Raw genomic sequence first — 17,013 nt, forward strand, 5'->3', positions numbered from 1 at the left:
GTGACATCTTCATTCGTGCAGCACCTGCTCTAGGCTCAAATCTGTCACTTCCGACAATTGGAGCTAATCATGGCACCCTCATTGATGGACCAACCCCAACGACCCACTCAGACGGCCATCTCGATAGAGGTAGATATCGGCGCCCCCACCTACATTATCTACCTGCGGTACGAGGTGCTTTACGACGCCAAACCCTTTGAGGACGCCGTCGTGTATCTCTACGACAACGGCGTCTACAAAATCATTTCCCCCGGTGAAAACCACTACGGTGTCTATGTCATCAAGGGAGAAATCAGTGGGGAACGATGGGAGATAACCTTCCTTTCCATCCCTCATCCAGACTGGGGTGGCAACGTGGCGCGGCATGACCTCACCTTCAACAGAACCAGCAAAGTATTCGGACAGCAGGCTTATCTGCAAGTTGATCCAGACATTCCCAAGCAGCACGGCAGGTTCCACGTGACGTCAAACAACGTCATCGACCCGCGCCCGCTCACCTGGGATAACATCCCTCACCCGAAACTCGATCAGCGATAAATATCCTCGCGCGTCCACGGCAGTTCATGGCTGCCATCTGCATGGGGCTTGGTTGCAAGGATTTGATGCAGATTTATCCAGCCCCGCGCAAACGCATACGCGCAACCAGCCAGGTACAACCGCCAAATGCGCAACGCTTGCTCCGGCACCATCCTCGCCGCCGCTTCCAAGTTGTCTTCCAGGCGCTCGCTCCAATGGTCCAGCGTGCGGGCGTAGTGCAGGCGCAGGCTCTCGACGTCGACCACTTCCAGCCCGACTTCACTGATTTCGGCGGTCATCATCGCCAGGTGCGGCAGCTCGCCGTTGGGGAACACATAACGCTCGATAAACTCCCCCGCGCCACGGCCCACAGGGCGACCGTCGGTGTGCTTGGCGGTAATGCCGTGGTTCATCACCAGGCCGCCTTCACGCACGGCGCCGTACAACGTCTTGCAATACTCCGCCAGATTGGCGTGGCCGACGTGTTCAAACATGCCCACGCTGACCACCTTGTCGAAACGACCGTCTTGCGGCAGGTCGCGGTAGTCGAGCAGTTGCAGGTCCACCTGATCTCCCAGGCCCTCGGCGTTCACCCGCTCGCGGGCCAGTGCCAACTGCTCTTTACTCAAGGTGATGCCAAACACCTTGACCCCGAACTCCCGCGCGGCAAAACGCGCCAAGCCGCCCCAGCCACAACCGACGTCCAGCAAGTACTCGCCGGCCTGCAACCGCAATTTGCGGCACAAGTGGCGGAATTTGTCTTGTTGGGCCTGATCGATGGATTCGCTGCCGGTTTCGAAATACCCGCAGGAGTACGCCATGTCCTGGTCCAGCCACAGCTGGTAGAACGCGTTGGACAAGTCGTAATGGTAGGAAATAGCGGCTGCGTCAGTGGCCTTATCGTGAATCGAGCGCACCGGACGGGTTTCATCGTCGTGCACCAGCGCGTGACTCAGTTCATCACACACCCGGATCACTTCGGCAATAGAGCCTTCCAGCTCCAGCTTGCCTTCGATAAAGGCTTCGCCCAGTAAGTTGAGCGTGGGATGGGTCAATTGGCTGACAACCGCGGGGTCCTTCACCACGATGGTCACACTGGGCTCGGGGCCCAAGTTGAATTCATGGCCATCCCAGAGTCGCAGACGCAGCGGTAGCTGAAGATTCTGTAAGGCCGGTGGAAGTTGCGCGAGCATGAGTAGTCCCCCCTTGTTTCAGACGTCTGGCTTGAGGGTAGACCATCCGAAGACAAAGTAGGAGGCTATCGATTTGATAGCGCTCGCCTATAAGGCCCGGCGCTCGAGCAAGCCGTCCTGAACCCATTGTTTAAGCCACGTGACGGCCTGCAACGGTGCACCCTCTGCGTAACTGACTGCCAACGCTGCGCACAGTTCGGCAAAGGTCCAGCCGGTGGTCGCCATTCCCGCCAGGGCACAGGCTTCTTCAGGTTCCAGGCTACGGTAATGGCAAACATTCTGATGGCGCCACACCAGGCAGATCTGTGCCGGGCTCAACGCCTGGCTGTCGGGAAAATCCGACTCGTCCTTGCTGGCGCGCCAGATCGCCACGCTATTGAAATGACACAGCACTTGTTGCACCGATGGCGCCAGGGTGACCTGCAACACTGGCCATTCTTCAGGTGGCAACAACGCCATATCGTTCAGCGTCAGCGCTTCGCCCTGCGGTGCATCAAAGGCCAGGGTAAACGCCCACTCCAACCGCGCCAGTTCCGCCAGCGGCGCACTTTGTGCCGCCACCAAATGCTCAAGGATAAACCCAGGGAAACGCTGACCCAGCCAGCGCAGGCTGTAATGGGCCGATGGGTAACGGCGCACATAGGCCTGGGTCAGCGAGGCGAATTCATCATCGCCCAACCAATAATGGATAGCGCGGAAGTCATGCCGCAAAACTTCCTGCAGCCGCGCGATATAGGCGTTGTGGTAAATCGCCAGGCCCGTGTCCACATCCAGCGTCGGCCCACCCAGCAAACTGGCGGCGAAGCCACTGCTGGCGGTCGGTGTTTCGGCTAACAGGTGCTGTTCGAAGGCCAGCTGCCAATCGGTCAGGCGCATAAATGCCTCCCGGCCAGGGCCTTAGCGCCCAACTCACGGGCCTTGCTTAATTCGGTGAGCAGCTCTTCAAAGGGTGGGAAATGGTCGTCGCGCTCCAGTAGCGTCGACACAGGCCCCAGGTGCTCAAGCGTCTGTTGATAAAGCGCCCACACCGGGTCACACACAGGATGGTCATGGGTGTCGACCACGTAGTCGCCGTAGTCCATATGCCCCGCCAGGTGCAGCTGGCGGATGCTCTCAGGTGGCAGGTTACGAATAAACGTCCAAGCGTCGAAGCCATGATTGCGCGAGCTGACATACACATTGTTGACGTCCAGCAACAACTGGCACCCCGACAAGTGAGCCAACGCGTTGAGGAACTCCCACTCGGTGAATTCGTCGGCCTTGGAGCGCACATAACTGGAGACATTTTCCAGCACCAGAGGGCGTTGCAACACGTCCTGTACTTGGCGCACGCGGGCAGCGACGTGGTAGAGGCTTTCTTCGGTGTAAGGCAGCGGCAGCAAGTCATGTAACTGGTGGGCGCTGCCGCGGCTCCAGCACAGGTGATCGGAAATCCATGCCGGCTGGATACGCTCGGCGAGCTGTTTGATTTGCTTCAGGTAATCGGTATCGAGGGCATGGGGCCCGCCGATGGACAAGGACACGCCGTGCATCACCAGGGGATAGCGCTCGGCTATCGCATCCAGGTAGTACAAGGCTTTACCGCCCTGGACCAGATAATTCTCGGAGATCACTTCAAACCAATCCACGGGCGGCGACTGTTCAAGAATCTGCGGGTAGTACTCACTGCGTAAACCCAGGCCGTAACCGAGGCTCGCAAGGGGGGTAGGCATAAGACACTCCTGGGAAAGTGTCCGCAGCGGACGGTAAACCGCTGCGGTAGCACTCGGCTGCGATTACTCGCCGACTTTGCCGCCAGCGGCGTCACAGGCAGCCTTGGTCATGGCCTTGAAACCATGACCCTTGCAGGAGCCCTGCCCTTTGCAGGCATTTTCAGCGGTCTTGCAGTCGTTCATGCCTTTGCAGGAAGTTACGCCGTAGCAATGAACAGTAGCGTCGGCGGCCTGTGCCTGGGTGGCGACACCGGCAAACATAGTGGCGGCAGCGAAAGCCAGGGCAGCACCGGAAACGGCATTTTTGATGTTCATTTTGTAGTCCTCAGGGATCAGTGTGGGTGTCGGTCTGAACGGATTGTTCAGTCTCGACACACCACTAGAGCGAGGTCCCCCATCGGCGTTACAGCGCCTTTCAACTATTTCTGAAGATTATTCTTCAAGCTTCAACAGGGGTTCCTGAAACCGCAACAAACGCCCGGCATTTCCAAGTACCAGCAACGTGCTGAGGTTATGCAGCACCGCCGCAATCATCGCGCCCGCCGCACCCAGCCAACCGAACGCCGCAAACACGACGATGGCCAAGGTCCAGCCCAAGCCGATGATCACATTGACCTGCAACGTCTGCCGGCACTGGCGACTTAAGCGCACACAAGTACCCAGGCGCCGCAGGTCGCTGCCGATCAGCACCACGTCAGCCGATGCCAGCGCAATATCCGCGCCGCCCGCGCCCATGGCCACGCCGACCACACCGGCCTTGAGCGCCAGGGAATCATTGATGCCGTCGCCCACCACCATCGGGCGAAAACCGCTGCCGATTTCCCCCAGCACGCGGTTGAGCTTGTCTTCCGGCAGGGCCTGGGCTTCGACGTCGCTGATGCCCACCTCCAGCGCGAGGCTGTCGGCCACGCTTTGGCGATCGCCCGTGAGCAGCAGTTGCCGACCGAGGCCGAGCTCGCGCAGCTCTTGCAGGGCTTGGCGTGCTTCCGGTTTGACACTGTCGGCCAGCAGCAGCCAGGCCAGAAATTGCCCGTTCAGCGCCAGCCCGGCGATCGGGCCATCGTGGTTCGGCACAGCCGTGGTGACAATGCCCAGTTGCTCGAATAACTCCGGCCGGCCCAAGGCCGCTTCGCCCTGCTGGGTTTGCGCCACGACGCCCAGCCCCTGGCGTTCGCGAATGTCCGTCAACACGTGCATCTGGTCCTGCGTCGCCAACCCCGCCAACGCCCGGCTGACCGGGTGGCTGCTGGCCGAGCCCAGGCTGGCCGCCAGGTTCAACACCACCTGCCGATCCGGCGCCGTGGTTTCGATGGATTGCAGACGCAAGGTGCCAAAGGTCAGGGTGCCGGTCTTGTCGACCACCAGTGAAGTCAGGTCCGCCAACTCCTCCAGAAACGCCGAGCTGCGAATCAGAATCCCGTGCCGCGCCGCCACCGCAATTCCGGCAATCGCCGTGGCCGGCGCCGACAGCACCAGCGCACATGGACATGCCGCCACCAGCACGGCGAGCATCGCCTGGGCGTCATTGGTCACAAACCAGGTCACCGCCGCCAGCAACAACACCAACACCATATAGCTGCCGGCATAGCGCTCCAGCAGCCGCGTAATCGGTGGCTTGGAACGCTCGGCGTTCTGCATCAGCGCGATGACTTTGCCTAAGGTGGATTCGTTACCGGTGCGGGTCACCTCAAGGCGCAGCAGGCCGTCGAGGTTGATCGCGCCGCCAAACACCAGCACCCCTGCGCTGGCTTCCAACGGTACCGACTCACCGGTAATCGGCGCCGTGTCCAGGCTCGCCTGGCCCGACAGCACCACGCCATCGGCGGGCACCCGATCACCCGCGCGCACCTCGACGACATCGCCAGTGTTCAGCGTGCCGTTATCCACTTCAACAATGCTGCCGTCAGCCTGCACCCGCCGCGCATGGCTGCGGGTCAGTTTGCCCAGGGCATGGATCGCTTCCTGTGAGCCGATCACGCTGCGTTCTTCCAGCACGTGGCCGAAAATCATGATGATCGGCAACAGCGCGGCGGTCAGCAGATCCCCCGTAGCCCAAGCACCGAGCATGGCCAGGGCGATCAGTTGGTCGGTGATGCCATGCAGGCTGGGGAAGCGCAGGCTGTACCAGGCCGAACGCATCACCGGCACGGCCACCAGCAAGGACGCCACGCCCAGCAGCAATTGGCTCACACCGGTCTGGTCCGGTGCCAGCCAGCGCCATACCAGGCCCAGTATCAGCAAGCCCAAGGCCAACATGGCCAGGGTCAATTGCCGGGCGGCGCTGCGCTGTTCGGCGGAGGTCAGCATGGGCGCGCTCATTGTTCGGCTCCCTGGATGATCAAGCGGGAGTCGTCTTTTGGATCGACCGTGGTCACGGAACCGGCCTGGCCGAGAATCTTCGGCAGACGTTCACGGTACAGGCGCAACAACAGGCCCGGGTCTTTCACCTGGGCCAGGCTGGCGACGGTTGCGGTTTGCGCCTGGGCATTGGCCAGGCGTTCGCTGGCCTGGGCGTGGGCAACTTGCACCAGGCGATCAGCTTGTTGGGTTGCATTTTGGGTGAGCTTTTCGGCTTCGGTGCGAGCGTTGGCCACGGCTTTATCGGCTTGTTGACTGGCAGTGAGGACGGCATTGAAGGCATTCACCGCCGGGCCCGGCAGGCTCGATTGCACATCGACGCGGGTCACTGCGATGCCCAATCCCAAGCCTGTGGAAGCCAGCTCCGTGAGGCGCTTATTGATGCCTTGCACCAGATCGCCGCGCAGCCGCTCACGGCGCTCGGCGGCGCCATTGTCGGTACCGATCAGTTCGGGGCGCGCCACCAAAATCGTGTCCAGGTCACGCGCGGCCGTCAGGGCCACGGCGCTGCGGGTCACCAGCCGATCCAAAGCCGGCAACACATGGTCGCCCTGCAACACAAAGGCGTAAGGTTCAGTGACTTTGTAGAACACCCGCACATCCAGCTGCACCACACCGGCATCGCCGGTCAGCAGGTAGCCGGAGCCGGCCAGCGCATCACTCAACGGCGTGGCGAAGCTGGCCACGCGGTCGGCCTGGATCGCCGCGTCGGAACGCAGCAGGTTCTCCACCCGACGTTCGATCACCCGGTCGGCGGCCGGCAACAGCACCACCTGCTCGAACGGCTGCGGCCACGCCAACAGCAACCCGGCATTCTGGATACGGTCGAGGGCGCCAAAGTGCAGCACCACGGCGCGGTTCTGCGGGTCGATCTGGCGCACATTGGAAAACGCCCAAGCCAACGCCGCCAACACGGTCACCGCGTACAACGCCAGGAAGGTCAGACGCCCGGCCTGGATCCATGGGCTGTCCGGACTGGCACGCTCGGTCATGGCTGAACGTCCTTCGGCCCGTCCACCAAGGCGCGGAACGGGGCGGCATCGGTGCGCAGGATGATCTTGGTCCCCGGCGTGACCACGGTGCCCAAGGTATCCAGCGAGCGCAGCAGGTTATACAGCTGGGGATTACCGGCGTAGGCGCGGCCATAAATCTGCGCGGCTTCGACCCGCGACTGCGCTTCGATATCGGCGGCTTTTACCGTGGCATCGGCCTGTACGATGCGCGCATCGCGCTCGGCGGCAGAACGGATCTGCGCCGCTTCGCGCTTGCCCACAGCGGTGCGTTCGGTGGCGATGGTTTCACGCTCGGCGCGCATGCGGTCGACAGTGGCGGTGAGGGTCACCGACGGCAGGGTCAGCCGCTCGATCCCCACTTGGGCCACGCGCACGCCGTAAGTGGTGAGTAATTGTTGATCAATCTGCTGGCGCAACTGCGCTTCGAAATCGGCAATGCGCACCTGGCTGGCATCGGTGTTGATCAGGCTGGACAAGTCGAAACTGGCCGCCGTGGTTTCCAGCGCCGACCCCACAAAGGTACGGATCTGTCGCGCCGCTTCATCCGGCTGGTTCTGCACGGCGCGCATAAAGCGCTGCACATTCTCGGCGTCACCCTGCACCTGCCACGCCACATAGGCCTGCACGATGATGCGCAGACCATCACGGGTGCCCACATCCTGCAACCCGCTGGAGGTGGTGCGCAGGCGCAAGTCCACCGGGATCGCTGCTTCGAACGGCGCCGGCCAGCGCCAGCCAAGGCCCGGTTCCAGCAGCACCCGCGATGGGTTGCCGAAACGGGTAATCACCGTGGCCTCGCCGGAGCGCACCTGCACCAGGCTGGCGGCCGCGACCGCAAACAGCACCAGCAACAGCGCCCAGGCCATGCGCCGCCATGGGAATGGGCCGGCGGCTTGCTCGTTACCGTGATGATGGTGGTGATGGCCGTGATGATGATCGTGAGAATGAGCGCTCAACAGACAAACTCCTTATTGAACGGCTTTACGCGGCACCGAGGGATCGGCCGGCAAGGTAAAAGAACGCAGATCGATCGTCGGCGCGCCATCGGCGCCCAAGCGATGATCCAGAATTAACAGCTTGGCGTGAGCCAGGCCCTGGCTGAGTTGGCCCAAATACTGTTCCAGCACGAACGCCTGGCCGGCCGTGGCGTAGGCCTTTTGTTCGGCGATAAAACGCAGGTCGGCCGCTTGGGCGCCCGCATTCACTTCGCGTGCAGTGGCCTGGGCCTGGTCGCGCGCGGTGCTGGCCTGGAGCAAGGCCTGGTTGGTTTGTTCGCTGGCCGCGCCGCGTTCGCGAGAGATCAACGCTTGGGCGCCAATTTGTGCGGCTTGCACGCCGTGATAGGCGTTGGCGGCACCGGCCGGTGGGTGGATCGCCTCGACCACGGTGGCGAGGATTTCCACGCCGCTGTCGAGCTTTTGCAGGTCCGCCTGCACCGCGCGGCCGATCTCGTCGGCCAGGCTGGTGCGTTGTTCACCGAGCAGTTCATCGAGGGTGCGCGAGGCAAAGTCGTGCACCAGGATGCGGCTGGCGGTGCTGCGGATCAGGGTCGGCACATCCGCACTGTTATAGGTGGCGGCAAGCGCGGCCTGGTCGGTGAGGCCAATGCGGTAGACAAAACGCACATCCATATTGACGATCTGGAAGCTCTGTTTGTCGCCGCTGCTGCTGGCGATCACTTGGGATTTGTCATTCACATGGCTGGCATCCCACAAGCGGTTGGCGATCAGCGGCGGTGGGCCTTCGGCGGGGGCGAGTTCCGGGGCGGCGGCTTCACTGACGCTGGTGGCCAGCTCATGCACCACACCATTTTCCACGCTTATTACGCGGCCCAACGGCCATGGCAAACCCGCATGCAGGCCAGGGCCGAAGACCTGCACCGGTTTGCCGAAGCGCTCATAAATCCCACGCCCTTGCAGCGGCACTTCGTGCACGCCGGTCAGCCCCCAGCCTACCGCCAGCACCACCAACAGCACCGGCAGAAACGCGCGACGCATGTAGGTAAACGCCCAGATCTGGCGCAAATCGATACCGAAGCGGTTGTGCAACTCGTGCTGCAACGCAAGCAAGGGTTGTGGCGGCCAGCGCAGCAGCCCCGCGATAAAACTTTGCGCCATCAGGCGGGGTTCGAGGCGTGGCTGACGCGGGCTAAACAGTGACAGCACTGCTCTTAAAAGAAACTCCAGCGAGACCAGCGCCGGCAGCAGGCCGATCAACACGGCCAACCTAAGGGGCCAGACGGAATTCGCCCCTGCGAACAGCAGGCAAATCGCACTGATCACCAGGCAAATAATCGCCACTCGGCTTAGCTGAGCCAGTTGCGCGGCTTCCGGCCACTGCGCAGCGGTTTCCTGGGCCAGACGACGTTCGAACACCAGCAGGCCAAATGCCAAGGCCAGCGCCAGCGCCGCACCGATGCTTGCCGATTGACCGACCGGCGCGGCGGGCAAGGCCAGGTTCCAGAACTCGATAACGCTGACCAGTGCCAGCAGCGACCAACCGCCAAGCCACAGCACCGGCGCGCCGATCTGCTTGCCAAAACGCTCTGCAAGGCGCGCGTACCGGCCGGTGTCTTCAACCGGTTCTTCAACCGCCGGCGCTTCCAACGCCTGGGCGCGCCAATCCGCCACCCACCATGCCGATTGCAAACCGGCCACCAGCAGCAGCAACGCCGACGCGCTGTTGATCAACACCACCGGCCAAATCGACAGCGGCGCAAACAGCGCGACAAACAGCGCCAGCACCCAGCCGGCAACGGCCAGCACCGTCAGGCTGATACCGGCTTGGCGCAATCGACGGGCATGGAACAGCCCCTGTTGAAACCGCGGAAGGCCTTCCACCGAAGCGCCGTCAGCTTCCAGATCCACTTGCATCCACTTAGCGTCCGCATGTACACAATTCGTTACGATATAACACAACGCGTGAAATTTTTGTTCGAAAACCGGCAGTTTCAGTACACCCTAAATTCCTGTGGATGCGGGCTTGTGTGGAACATTGTTGTGTTCAAGATCGTGACTAAACCCCCATAAACACGCGCCATCACTGGTGCACGCCACGATTAATCGGCACACTCCAGAACAGTTTTTCGCGGGTCAACGGACAAGGAAGCGTCACCCCTTATGATTTCGATCTATCAGCTCAAGCCGCGCTTTCAAAACCTGCTGCGCCCGCTGGTGCAGCGCCTCTACGACAACGGCACCACCGCCAACCAGATCACCGTCCTGGCCGGCGTGATTTCGCTGCTGGTCGGCCTGTTGATCGCCAGCTTTGCCCAACACCTGTGGCTGTTTGCGCTGATCCCGCTGTGGATGATCCTGCGCATGGCCCTCAATGCCATCGACGGCATGCTCGCCCGCGAATTCGGCCAGCAGTCGCGCCTGGGCGCCTACCTCAATGAACTGTGCGACGTAATCGCCGACAGCGCGTTGATCCTGCCGTTTGCGTTGATCCCCGGCGTAAGCCTGGCGCCGGTGTTGCTGGTGGCTTTGCTCGCAGTGTTCAGCGAATACGCCGGAGTGCTTGGGCCGATGGTGGGCGCATCGCGCCGCTATGACGGGCCGATGGGCAAGAGTGATCGAGCGTTTGTATTGGGCGTACTGGCCACCGGCGTGGCGCTGGGCTGGCTGGGCGCGGGTTGGGTCGATGCAGTGATGTGGCTGGTCGCTGCCCTGCTCGCCTACACCCTGGTCAACCGCGTGCGCCAAGGTCTTAAAGAAACGACATCCCCTTCTGCATAAGGATTTTGCGATGCGCGAACAGCAAGAGCACACCTTCAGTACCCACGATGGCGTCGAACTTTTCTACCGGCACTGGCCCGCTACCGCTGCGTTTGGCGAGGAGCCGCGCAAGGCGATCGTGCTGTTCCATCGCGGCCACGAGCATTCGGGGCGCATCGCCCATCTGGTGGATGAACTGGACCTGCCGCAATTCGACTTTTTCGCCTGGGATGCCCGTGGCCACGGCCAATCGCCCGGCGAGCGCGGTGACAGCCCGAGCTTCGCCACCAGCGCCCGCGATGTGCAGACGTTCTGCGATCACATCGGCGCCACCTATGGCATCGAAGAAGAAAACTTCGCCGTCATCGCCCAAAGCGTCGGCGCGGTGATTGCCGCGACCTGGGTGCACGATTACGCACCGAAGATCCGCGCCCTGGTACTTGCGTCCCCGGCGTTCAAGGTCAAGCTCTACGTGCCATTCGCCCGGCCGGGCCTGGCGCTGATGCGCAAGTTTCGTGGCAACTTTTTCGTCAACAGTTACGTCAAGGCCAAGTTCCTCAGCCATGACCCGGAACGCGTGGCGTCCTACGACAGTGACCCGCTGATCACCAAGGCCATTTCGGTGAATGTGCTGCTCGGCCTGTACGAAGCGGCCGACCGTGTTGTAGCCGATGCCCAGGCGATCCAGGTGCCGACCCAATTGCTGATCTCGGGCTCCGACTTTGTGGTGCACCGCAAACCCCAGCAGCAATTTTTCGATCGTCTCGGCAGCCTGAAAAAAGAGCTGCATATCCTTCCCGGTTTTTTCCACGACACGCTCGGCGAACGCGACCGCGCTACCGCCGTGAGCAGCGCCAAGCGCTTTATCCTGCAGAACTTCGAACACCCGCTGGACCGCGCCTCGTTACTCGACGCCGACAAAATCGGCGCCACCTGCGCCGAATCTGAATCCCTTGCAGCGCCTCTGCCGCGCAACTCCTTGCGCGATTTGTACTGGAGCATGACCCGCGCCAGCATGGGCCTGGGCAAAAACCTGTCGGATGGGGTGAAACTGGGTTTCGACACGGGCTTCGACTCCGGCAGCACCCTGGACTACGTGTACCGCAACACGCCCACCGGCAAGGGCGGGCTGGGGCGCATGATCGATACCAACTACCTCAACTCCATCGGCTGGCGTGGCATTCGCCAGCGCAAGCTGAACGTCGAGGAACTGCTGCGCCTGGCCATGGCCAAGTTACGCGCGGATGATCGCGAAGTGCGCATCGTGGATATCGCCGCCGGTCATGGTCGCTACATCCTGGAAGCCCTGCAGGGCGTTTCGCCGCTGCCGGAATCGATCCTGCTGCGCGACTACAGCGACATCAACGTGCGCGACGGTGGCGCCTTGATTCGCGAGAAGGGCCTGGGGGATATCGCGCAGTTCGTCAAAGGCGATGCATTTGATCGCCTCGACCTGGCCGCGCTGGACCCCAAGCCGACGCTGGCAGTGGTGTCTGGGCTGTATGAGTTGTTTGCCGATAACGGCATGGTCGGCGGTTCGCTGGCCGGCCTGGCAGAAGCGGTGGAGCCCGGCGGTTACCTGGTGTACACCGGCCAACCGTGGCACCCGCAGCTGGAACTGATCGCGCGTGCGCTGACCAGCCACCGCCAGGGCCAGGCCTGGGTGATGCGCCGCCGCAGCCAGGCGGAAATGGATCAGTTGGTCGAGGCTGCGGGCTTTCGCAAGATCACCCAGCGTGTGGATGAGTGGGGCATCTTTACCGTGTCCCTGGCACAGAAGATCTAAGCATGCGCGAACCCGGTTTATTGAAACCCGCGGTGTTGTGGCTGCTGCTGTTGGCGCCGCTGTTTTTCAGCACCTATGGCTTTGCCACCTGGGTCACTAGCCAGCGCAGCGACGTCGGCACGCTGGTGTTCGGCTGGGAAACCCATATGCCGTTTTGGGCTTGGACCATCGTGCCCTACTGGTCCATTGACCTGCTGTATGGGTTCTCACTCCTGCTGCCCAATACCCGCCACGAGTTGAAACAACATGCGTTGCGGCTGCTGAGTGCGCAGGTGATTGCCGTGAGCTGCTTTCTGATCTGGCCGCTGCGCTTTACCTTCGAGCGGCCGGAACTGGATGGCGTATTCGGCTGGCTATTTGCGGTGCTGGCCGGGTTCGACAAACCGTTCAACCAGGCACCTTCGCTGCATATCGCGCTGCTGGTAATCCTGTGGGTCATGTTCCAGCGCCACACCCAAGGGTTCTGGCGGTGGGTGGTGCATGGTTGGTTCGCGTTGATCGGTATTTCGGTACTGACCACTTATCAACATCACTTTATTGACTTACCCACAGGCGCCCTCGCGGGGTGGATTTGCGTGTGGTTGTGGCCGGTTGAACACCCGAGCCCATTGTTGAGTGCCCAACTGACGCGCGACCCCAAACGCTGGCGGTTGGGCGTGCGTTACGGCGTGGGCGCTCTGCTATTGGCAGTGCTTGCCTTTGTACTCGGCGGTGGCTGGCTGTGGATACTCTGGCCAGCGGTTTCTCTCGCGTTGATCAAAACCAATTATTTAGTACTCGGTGCTTCCGGCTTTCAGAAACGCGCAGATGGCCAATTAACCCCCGCCGCGCGCTGGCTATACGCGCCCTACCTGGCAGCTGCCTGGATCAACTCACGCCTGTGGACACGCAAACATCTACAACCCGACCTGATTGTGGATAACGTTTGGCTTGGTCGTATTCCTACGACAAGTGAGCAGGCGCCCTTCAAGGCCATCGTCGATCTCTGCGCAGAATTGCCGATTAATCCACAGGGGCGCGCCTATCAGTCCATTCCCGTGCTGGACCTTATCGCACCGACACCCGACGAATGCCGACAAGCCGCACACGCCATCGAACGCTTGCGCGCCAGCGGCCCATTGCTGGTGTGCTGCGCCCTTGGCTATTCGCGCAGCGCCACCGCCGTCGCCGCCTGGCTGTTGCATACCCGACGTGCCGCGACGGTAGAGGATGCGCTGACTATCATTCGTACAGCGCGGGCCGAAGTGGTCCTGCACCCTGCTCACCGAGAAGCGTTGGAGGGTTTTTCCCATGCCCGCTGATATGGAACTCCAGGTCGTCGCCAGCCTGCTGCGTCGCGGCCGTTCGCTGGATCAGTTATCCACAGGCCTGACGCTGGTCGGCGTGTTATTCGGCTTGGCTCAACTGTTGATGGCCAGCGTTTCGCCAATTTGCCTGCTGCTCAGCCTGTGGATGATTATCCTCGGGCTGCTGCAAAAGTACTGGGCGCTGCGCGTGGCGTTTGACGCTGACCTCTTCGCGCTGCTGGCGCGCGACATCGAACGAACCGCAGACCTCGACCAGGCCCTGCAAACCCTCGGCCTGCAATCGCCCAAACGCGCTGGCCGGCCCTGGACCGAGCGCCGTCGCGGCGCGCTCAAACTGCTGCGTAAACAAGCCTGGCTACTCGGCGCGCAAGCGCTGCTGACCCTGGGCGTGATCCTCGCCAGCCCTTGGCTGCCTTTCGCCGGATAAGGAATCCCCATGTTCGAACCCGTGGTCGCCACGCTGATTACCTCCATGGCCCGCACCGTCACTGGCGCCCGCAGCCTGTGGCTCGGTTGCGCACCGGTGCCGGTGCAGCGCATCTACTTCGCCAACCACAGCAGCCACGGCGACTTTGTGTTGCTGTGGGCCTCGTTGCCTCAGAACCTGCGCAAATTCACGCGCCCGGTAGCCGGCAGCGATTACTGGAATAAAAGCGCACTGCGCCGCTACATCATCAACCGCGTGTTCAACGGCGTGCTGATCGACCGCGAACGCAAGGACCCTGTGGATAACCCATTACAGCCCATGCTCAATGCCCTGGAAGGCGGCGATTCGCTGATCATTTTCCCCGAAGGCACGCGCAATCTCGAAGACGGCCTGTTGCCGTTCAAAAGCGGCCTGTACCACCTGGCGAAAAGTTACCCACAGGCCGAACTGGTTCCTGTGTGGATCGCCAACCTGAACCGAGTCATGCCCAAAGGTCGCGTATTGCCGCTGCCATTGTTGTGCACCACCAGCTTCGGCGCGCCGCTGCAACTGGAAGAAGGCGAAGACAAAGTCGCCTTCCTCGCCCGTACTCGCGATGCTCTGCTCGCCCTTGCCCCGGAGCATTCCTGAGATGGATAGCCAAACCCTGATGTTGTTCGGCGGCATCGGCGCGATCCTGGTGCTCGCCTCGCTGATCGGCCTGATCCTCAAACTGCGTACCCGTGGCAGCCCGAATGCGGTCATCGACAACCTCAACGCGCGCATCAACGCCTGGTGGGTGATGGTGGTGGTCATCGGTGTCGCCTTCTGGCTCGGCACCGGCGCGGTGATCCTGCTGTTCTACGCCGTGTCGTTCTACGCCCTGCGCGAATTCCTCACGCTCACGCCCACCCGCCGCAGCGACTACCCGGCCCTGGTCGCCGCGTTCTACCTGGCGTTGCCCCTGCAATACCTGCTGATCTACTCGGACTGGTACGGGCTGTTCTCGATCTTCATCCCGGTGTACGTGTTCCTGCTGCTGCCGATCCTCGCCTCGCTGGGCGGCGACAGCACGCACTTCCTTGAGCGCGCGTCGAAGGTGCAATGGGGCCTGATGATCGCGGTGTTCTGCGTGTCCTTCGTGCCCGCCTTGCTCACCCTCGATATCCCCGGCTACGAAGGCCGCAACCTGTTGTTGATCGCCTACCTGGTGATCGTGGTGCAACTGTCCGACGTGCTGCAGTACGTGTGCGGCAAGCTGTTCGGTAAACACAAGATCGCGCCTAACTTGTCACCGTCCAAAACGGTTGAGGGGTTTGTCGGCGGCATCCTCTTGTCATCCCTGATTGGCGCGGCACTGTGGTGGACCACACCATTCAACCCGTGGCAGTCGTTCCTGATTGCACTGTTGATCAACTTGCTGGGGTTTGCCGGCGGCATTGTCATGTCGGCGATCAAGCGCGACCGGGGCGTGAAGGACTGGGGGCATATGATCGAAGGGCACGGCGGGATGCTGGATCGGCTGGATTCGGTGTGTTTTGCGGCGCCGATTTTCTTTCATCTTGTGCGCTACTGGTGGACCTGACCCACCGACCTCAAGCCCTATGAAGATCAAAATGTGGGAGCGGGCTTGCTCGCGAATACGGTGTGTCAGTCTCTGGATAGGTTGACTGATCCACCGCATTCGCGAGCAAGCCCGCTCCCACATGTGTTTTGTGTTGGTTTCAGAACTTATTAACCCGGCAAATGCCCCAGCGGCAAAGCCCCTGGGGTTTTCACGGTCTGGATCGCGAAGTTGCTGCGGATATCTCTCACGCCCGGCAGCTTCAGCAGGCTGCCAGTGACAAACCGCTCATACCCGCGCAAATCCGGCACCACCACCTGCAGCAAAAAGTCCGATTCCCCCGAGACCAGAAACGCTGAGATCACTTCCGGCAATGCCATCACCGCCTCGCGGAAGGCATTGGCTTCGGTGTCGTTATGCCGCTCAACTTTCACGCCCACGAACACCATCATCCCCAACCCCACCTCATCGCGGTCGAGGGTGGCCTGATAGCCGCGAATCACCCCGGCTTCTTCCAGCAACCGCACGCGTCGCAGGCAAGGTGAGGCGGACAGGCCGATCTCGTCGGCCAGTTGCACATTGCTCAAGCGGCCATCGCGTTGCAGGGCCTCTAGAATCTTGCGGTCGAACGCATCGAATTTCAGATTTGGCATAAGTGAATGGCCGGCATTGTTATCAGTGGCAGATAGTGCCAAGACTAGACGCTTTTCCGGCTGACTACGCAAGCACCTGCGTCACCCTTCGGCCCTAGAATTGGCCGGCACATAAGGGGAGTGGAACATGGCGGAACTCTGGTTATTTCTGGTAGCCCTGTCGGTGGCGTATCTGTTGCCCGGGCCGGACATGATCCTGTTGCTGCAAACCGGCGCGCGCCAGGGCAAGGCCTTGGCGCTGACCACGGCGATTGGCCTGGGGCTGGCCCGCGCGTGCCATGTGGCGTTGGCGGGCATGGGGCTGGCGACGTTGTTCAAGGTCGCGCCGTGGACCTTCGACGTGGTGCGCCTGGGTGGCGCGGCCTATCTGTTGTGGCTGGGTGTGCAGTGCCTGCGGGCGAACATGCTGCCGGCCCTCGACACTGCTAATACTCCGTCAACGGTGCATGCCTGGCGCGCAGCGTTTCAGCGCGGTTTGCTGACCAATCTGTTGAACCCAAAGGCCCTGCTGTTCTGCTCGGTACTGCTGCCGCAGTTCATCAATCCGCATGCCGGCCCGGTGGCTGGGCAATTTGCGTGGCTGGGGGTCATTCTGGTGGCAGTCGGTTTCGCCTTCGACTGCTGCTACGCCCTGGCCGGTGCGCGCCTCGGCCAATGGCTGGCACGCAGCCGCTCGGCGCAGCGGATGCAGCAATGGTTATTCGGCAGTCTTTTGATCGGTTTTGCGGTGCGTCTCACCTTTGTGCAACACGCCTGAGCACGTCGGCGTATCGCGTCATCTTTTGTATC

The 17,013-nt window shown here is 61.7% G+C and carries 17 protein-coding genes; 8 read left to right on the forward strand and 9 right to left on the reverse strand.

Annotation, left to right across the window (positions count from 1 at the left end; genetic code table 11):
* Window positions 1–69 precede the first annotated feature (69 nt).
* A complete protein-coding gene (locus JBO08_RS13935) occupies window positions 70–537 on the forward strand; it encodes a hypothetical protein (protein ID WP_225930662.1) in 468 nt (155 codons plus the stop codon).
* On the opposite strand, the gene cfaB is transcribed toward JBO08_RS13935, so the two are convergent.
* The 8 genes from cfaB to hflK (JBO08_RS13975) all read right to left on the reverse strand — a co-directional run bounded on the left by cfaB (window position 528) and on the right by hflK (JBO08_RS13975) (window position 9,665).
* On the reverse strand, window positions 528–1,709 hold the full coding sequence (cfaB, locus tag JBO08_RS13940) for a C17 cyclopropane fatty acid synthase CfaB (RefSeq protein WP_065891295.1): 1,182 nt from the start codon (window positions 1,707–1,709) through the stop codon (window positions 528–530). The two genes, JBO08_RS13935 and cfaB, sit on opposite strands and share 10 nt — an antisense overlap.
* A gap of 87 nt (window positions 1,710–1,796) precedes the next feature.
* Window positions 1,797–2,585: a DNA-binding domain-containing protein gene (locus tag JBO08_RS13945; RefSeq protein WP_065891294.1), complete on the reverse strand. Its 789-nt coding sequence runs from the start codon at window positions 2,583–2,585 to the stop codon at window positions 1,797–1,799.
* The gene (locus JBO08_RS13950) at window positions 2,576–3,421 is read right to left on the reverse strand and encodes a DUF692 domain-containing protein (protein WP_065875555.1); all 846 of its coding nucleotides are present in this window, start codon (window positions 3,419–3,421) and stop codon (window positions 2,576–2,578) included. The genes JBO08_RS13945 and JBO08_RS13950 overlap by 10 nt, the downstream gene beginning before the upstream one ends.
* A gap of 63 nt (window positions 3,422–3,484) precedes the next feature.
* Window positions 3,485–3,736: a hypothetical protein gene (locus JBO08_RS13955; protein WP_065875556.1), complete on the reverse strand. Its 252-nt coding sequence runs from the start codon at window positions 3,734–3,736 to the stop codon at window positions 3,485–3,487.
* 117 nt (window positions 3,737–3,853) lie between these two features.
* A complete protein-coding gene (locus JBO08_RS13960) occupies window positions 3,854–5,740 on the reverse strand; it encodes a cation-translocating P-type ATPase (protein WP_220074654.1) in 1,887 nt (628 codons plus the stop codon).
* Entirely contained in the window at window positions 5,737–6,771 is a 1,035-nt protein-coding gene (gene hflK, locus JBO08_RS13965; RefSeq protein WP_065880324.1) for a protease modulator HflK, read from the reverse strand. The genes JBO08_RS13960 and hflK (JBO08_RS13965) overlap by 4 nt, the downstream gene beginning before the upstream one ends.
* The gene (hflC, locus tag JBO08_RS13970; protein WP_220074653.1) at window positions 6,768–7,748 is read right to left on the reverse strand and encodes a protease modulator HflC; all 981 of its coding nucleotides are present in this window, start codon (window positions 7,746–7,748) and stop codon (window positions 6,768–6,770) included. Before hflC ends, hflK (JBO08_RS13965) begins: the two co-directional genes overlap by 4 nt.
* Before the next feature lie 12 nt (window positions 7,749–7,760).
* On the reverse strand, window positions 7,761–9,665 hold the full coding sequence (gene hflK, locus JBO08_RS13975; RefSeq protein ID WP_220074652.1) for a protease modulator HflK: 1,905 nt from the start codon (window positions 9,663–9,665) through the stop codon (window positions 7,761–7,763).
* 246 nt (window positions 9,666–9,911) lie between these two features.
* Here hflK (JBO08_RS13975) and JBO08_RS13980 point away from each other — a divergent pair, with 246 nt between their 5' ends.
* The 6 genes from JBO08_RS13980 to JBO08_RS14005 are packed head-to-tail and all read left to right on the forward strand — an operon-like array spanning window position 9,912 to window position 15,592.
* Complete coding sequence (locus JBO08_RS13980) at window positions 9,912–10,529, forward strand: CDP-alcohol phosphatidyltransferase family protein (protein WP_065875561.1); 618 nt, start codon at window positions 9,912–9,914, stop codon at window positions 10,527–10,529.
* A 10-nt stretch (window positions 10,530–10,539) separates the two neighbouring features.
* On the forward strand, window positions 10,540–12,294 hold the full coding sequence (locus JBO08_RS13985; RefSeq protein ID WP_220074651.1) for a bifunctional alpha/beta hydrolase/class I SAM-dependent methyltransferase: 1,755 nt from the start codon (window positions 10,540–10,542) through the stop codon (window positions 12,292–12,294).
* A 2-nt stretch (window positions 12,295–12,296) separates the two neighbouring features.
* Window positions 12,297–13,595, forward strand: coding sequence for a phosphatase PAP2/dual specificity phosphatase family protein (locus JBO08_RS13990; protein WP_220074650.1), 1,299 nt, complete (start codon window positions 12,297–12,299; stop codon window positions 13,593–13,595).
* The gene (locus JBO08_RS13995; RefSeq protein WP_220074649.1) at window positions 13,585–14,028 is read left to right on the forward strand and encodes a hypothetical protein; all 444 of its coding nucleotides are present in this window, start codon (window positions 13,585–13,587) and stop codon (window positions 14,026–14,028) included. The genes JBO08_RS13990 and JBO08_RS13995 overlap by 11 nt, the downstream gene beginning before the upstream one ends.
* Window positions 14,029–14,037: 9 nt before the next feature.
* The gene (locus tag JBO08_RS14000; RefSeq protein ID WP_065875565.1) at window positions 14,038–14,658 is read left to right on the forward strand and encodes a 1-acyl-sn-glycerol-3-phosphate acyltransferase; all 621 of its coding nucleotides are present in this window, start codon (window positions 14,038–14,040) and stop codon (window positions 14,656–14,658) included.
* Between the two features lies 1 nt (window position 14,659).
* Complete coding sequence (locus JBO08_RS14005) at window positions 14,660–15,592, forward strand: phosphatidate cytidylyltransferase (protein WP_049710831.1); 933 nt, start codon at window positions 14,660–14,662, stop codon at window positions 15,590–15,592.
* A 149-nt stretch (window positions 15,593–15,741) separates the two neighbouring features.
* On the opposite strand, the gene JBO08_RS14010 is transcribed toward JBO08_RS14005, so the two are convergent.
* On the reverse strand, window positions 15,742–16,215 hold the full coding sequence (locus tag JBO08_RS14010) for an Lrp/AsnC family transcriptional regulator (protein WP_065875668.1): 474 nt from the start codon (window positions 16,213–16,215) through the stop codon (window positions 15,742–15,744).
* A gap of 136 nt (window positions 16,216–16,351) precedes the next feature.
* Between JBO08_RS14010 and JBO08_RS14015 the strand changes: the two genes are divergently transcribed.
* Window positions 16,352–16,981 (forward strand): LysE family translocator, encoded by a 630-nt coding sequence (locus JBO08_RS14015; protein ID WP_065875567.1) that lies wholly within the window; start codon window positions 16,352–16,354, stop codon window positions 16,979–16,981.
* Window positions 16,982–17,013 lie beyond the last annotated feature (32 nt).

The organism is Pseudomonas sp. LAP_36, assembly GCF_019456785.1.
GTDB lineage: Bacteria > Pseudomonadota > Gammaproteobacteria > Pseudomonadales > Pseudomonadaceae > Aquipseudomonas > Aquipseudomonas tritici.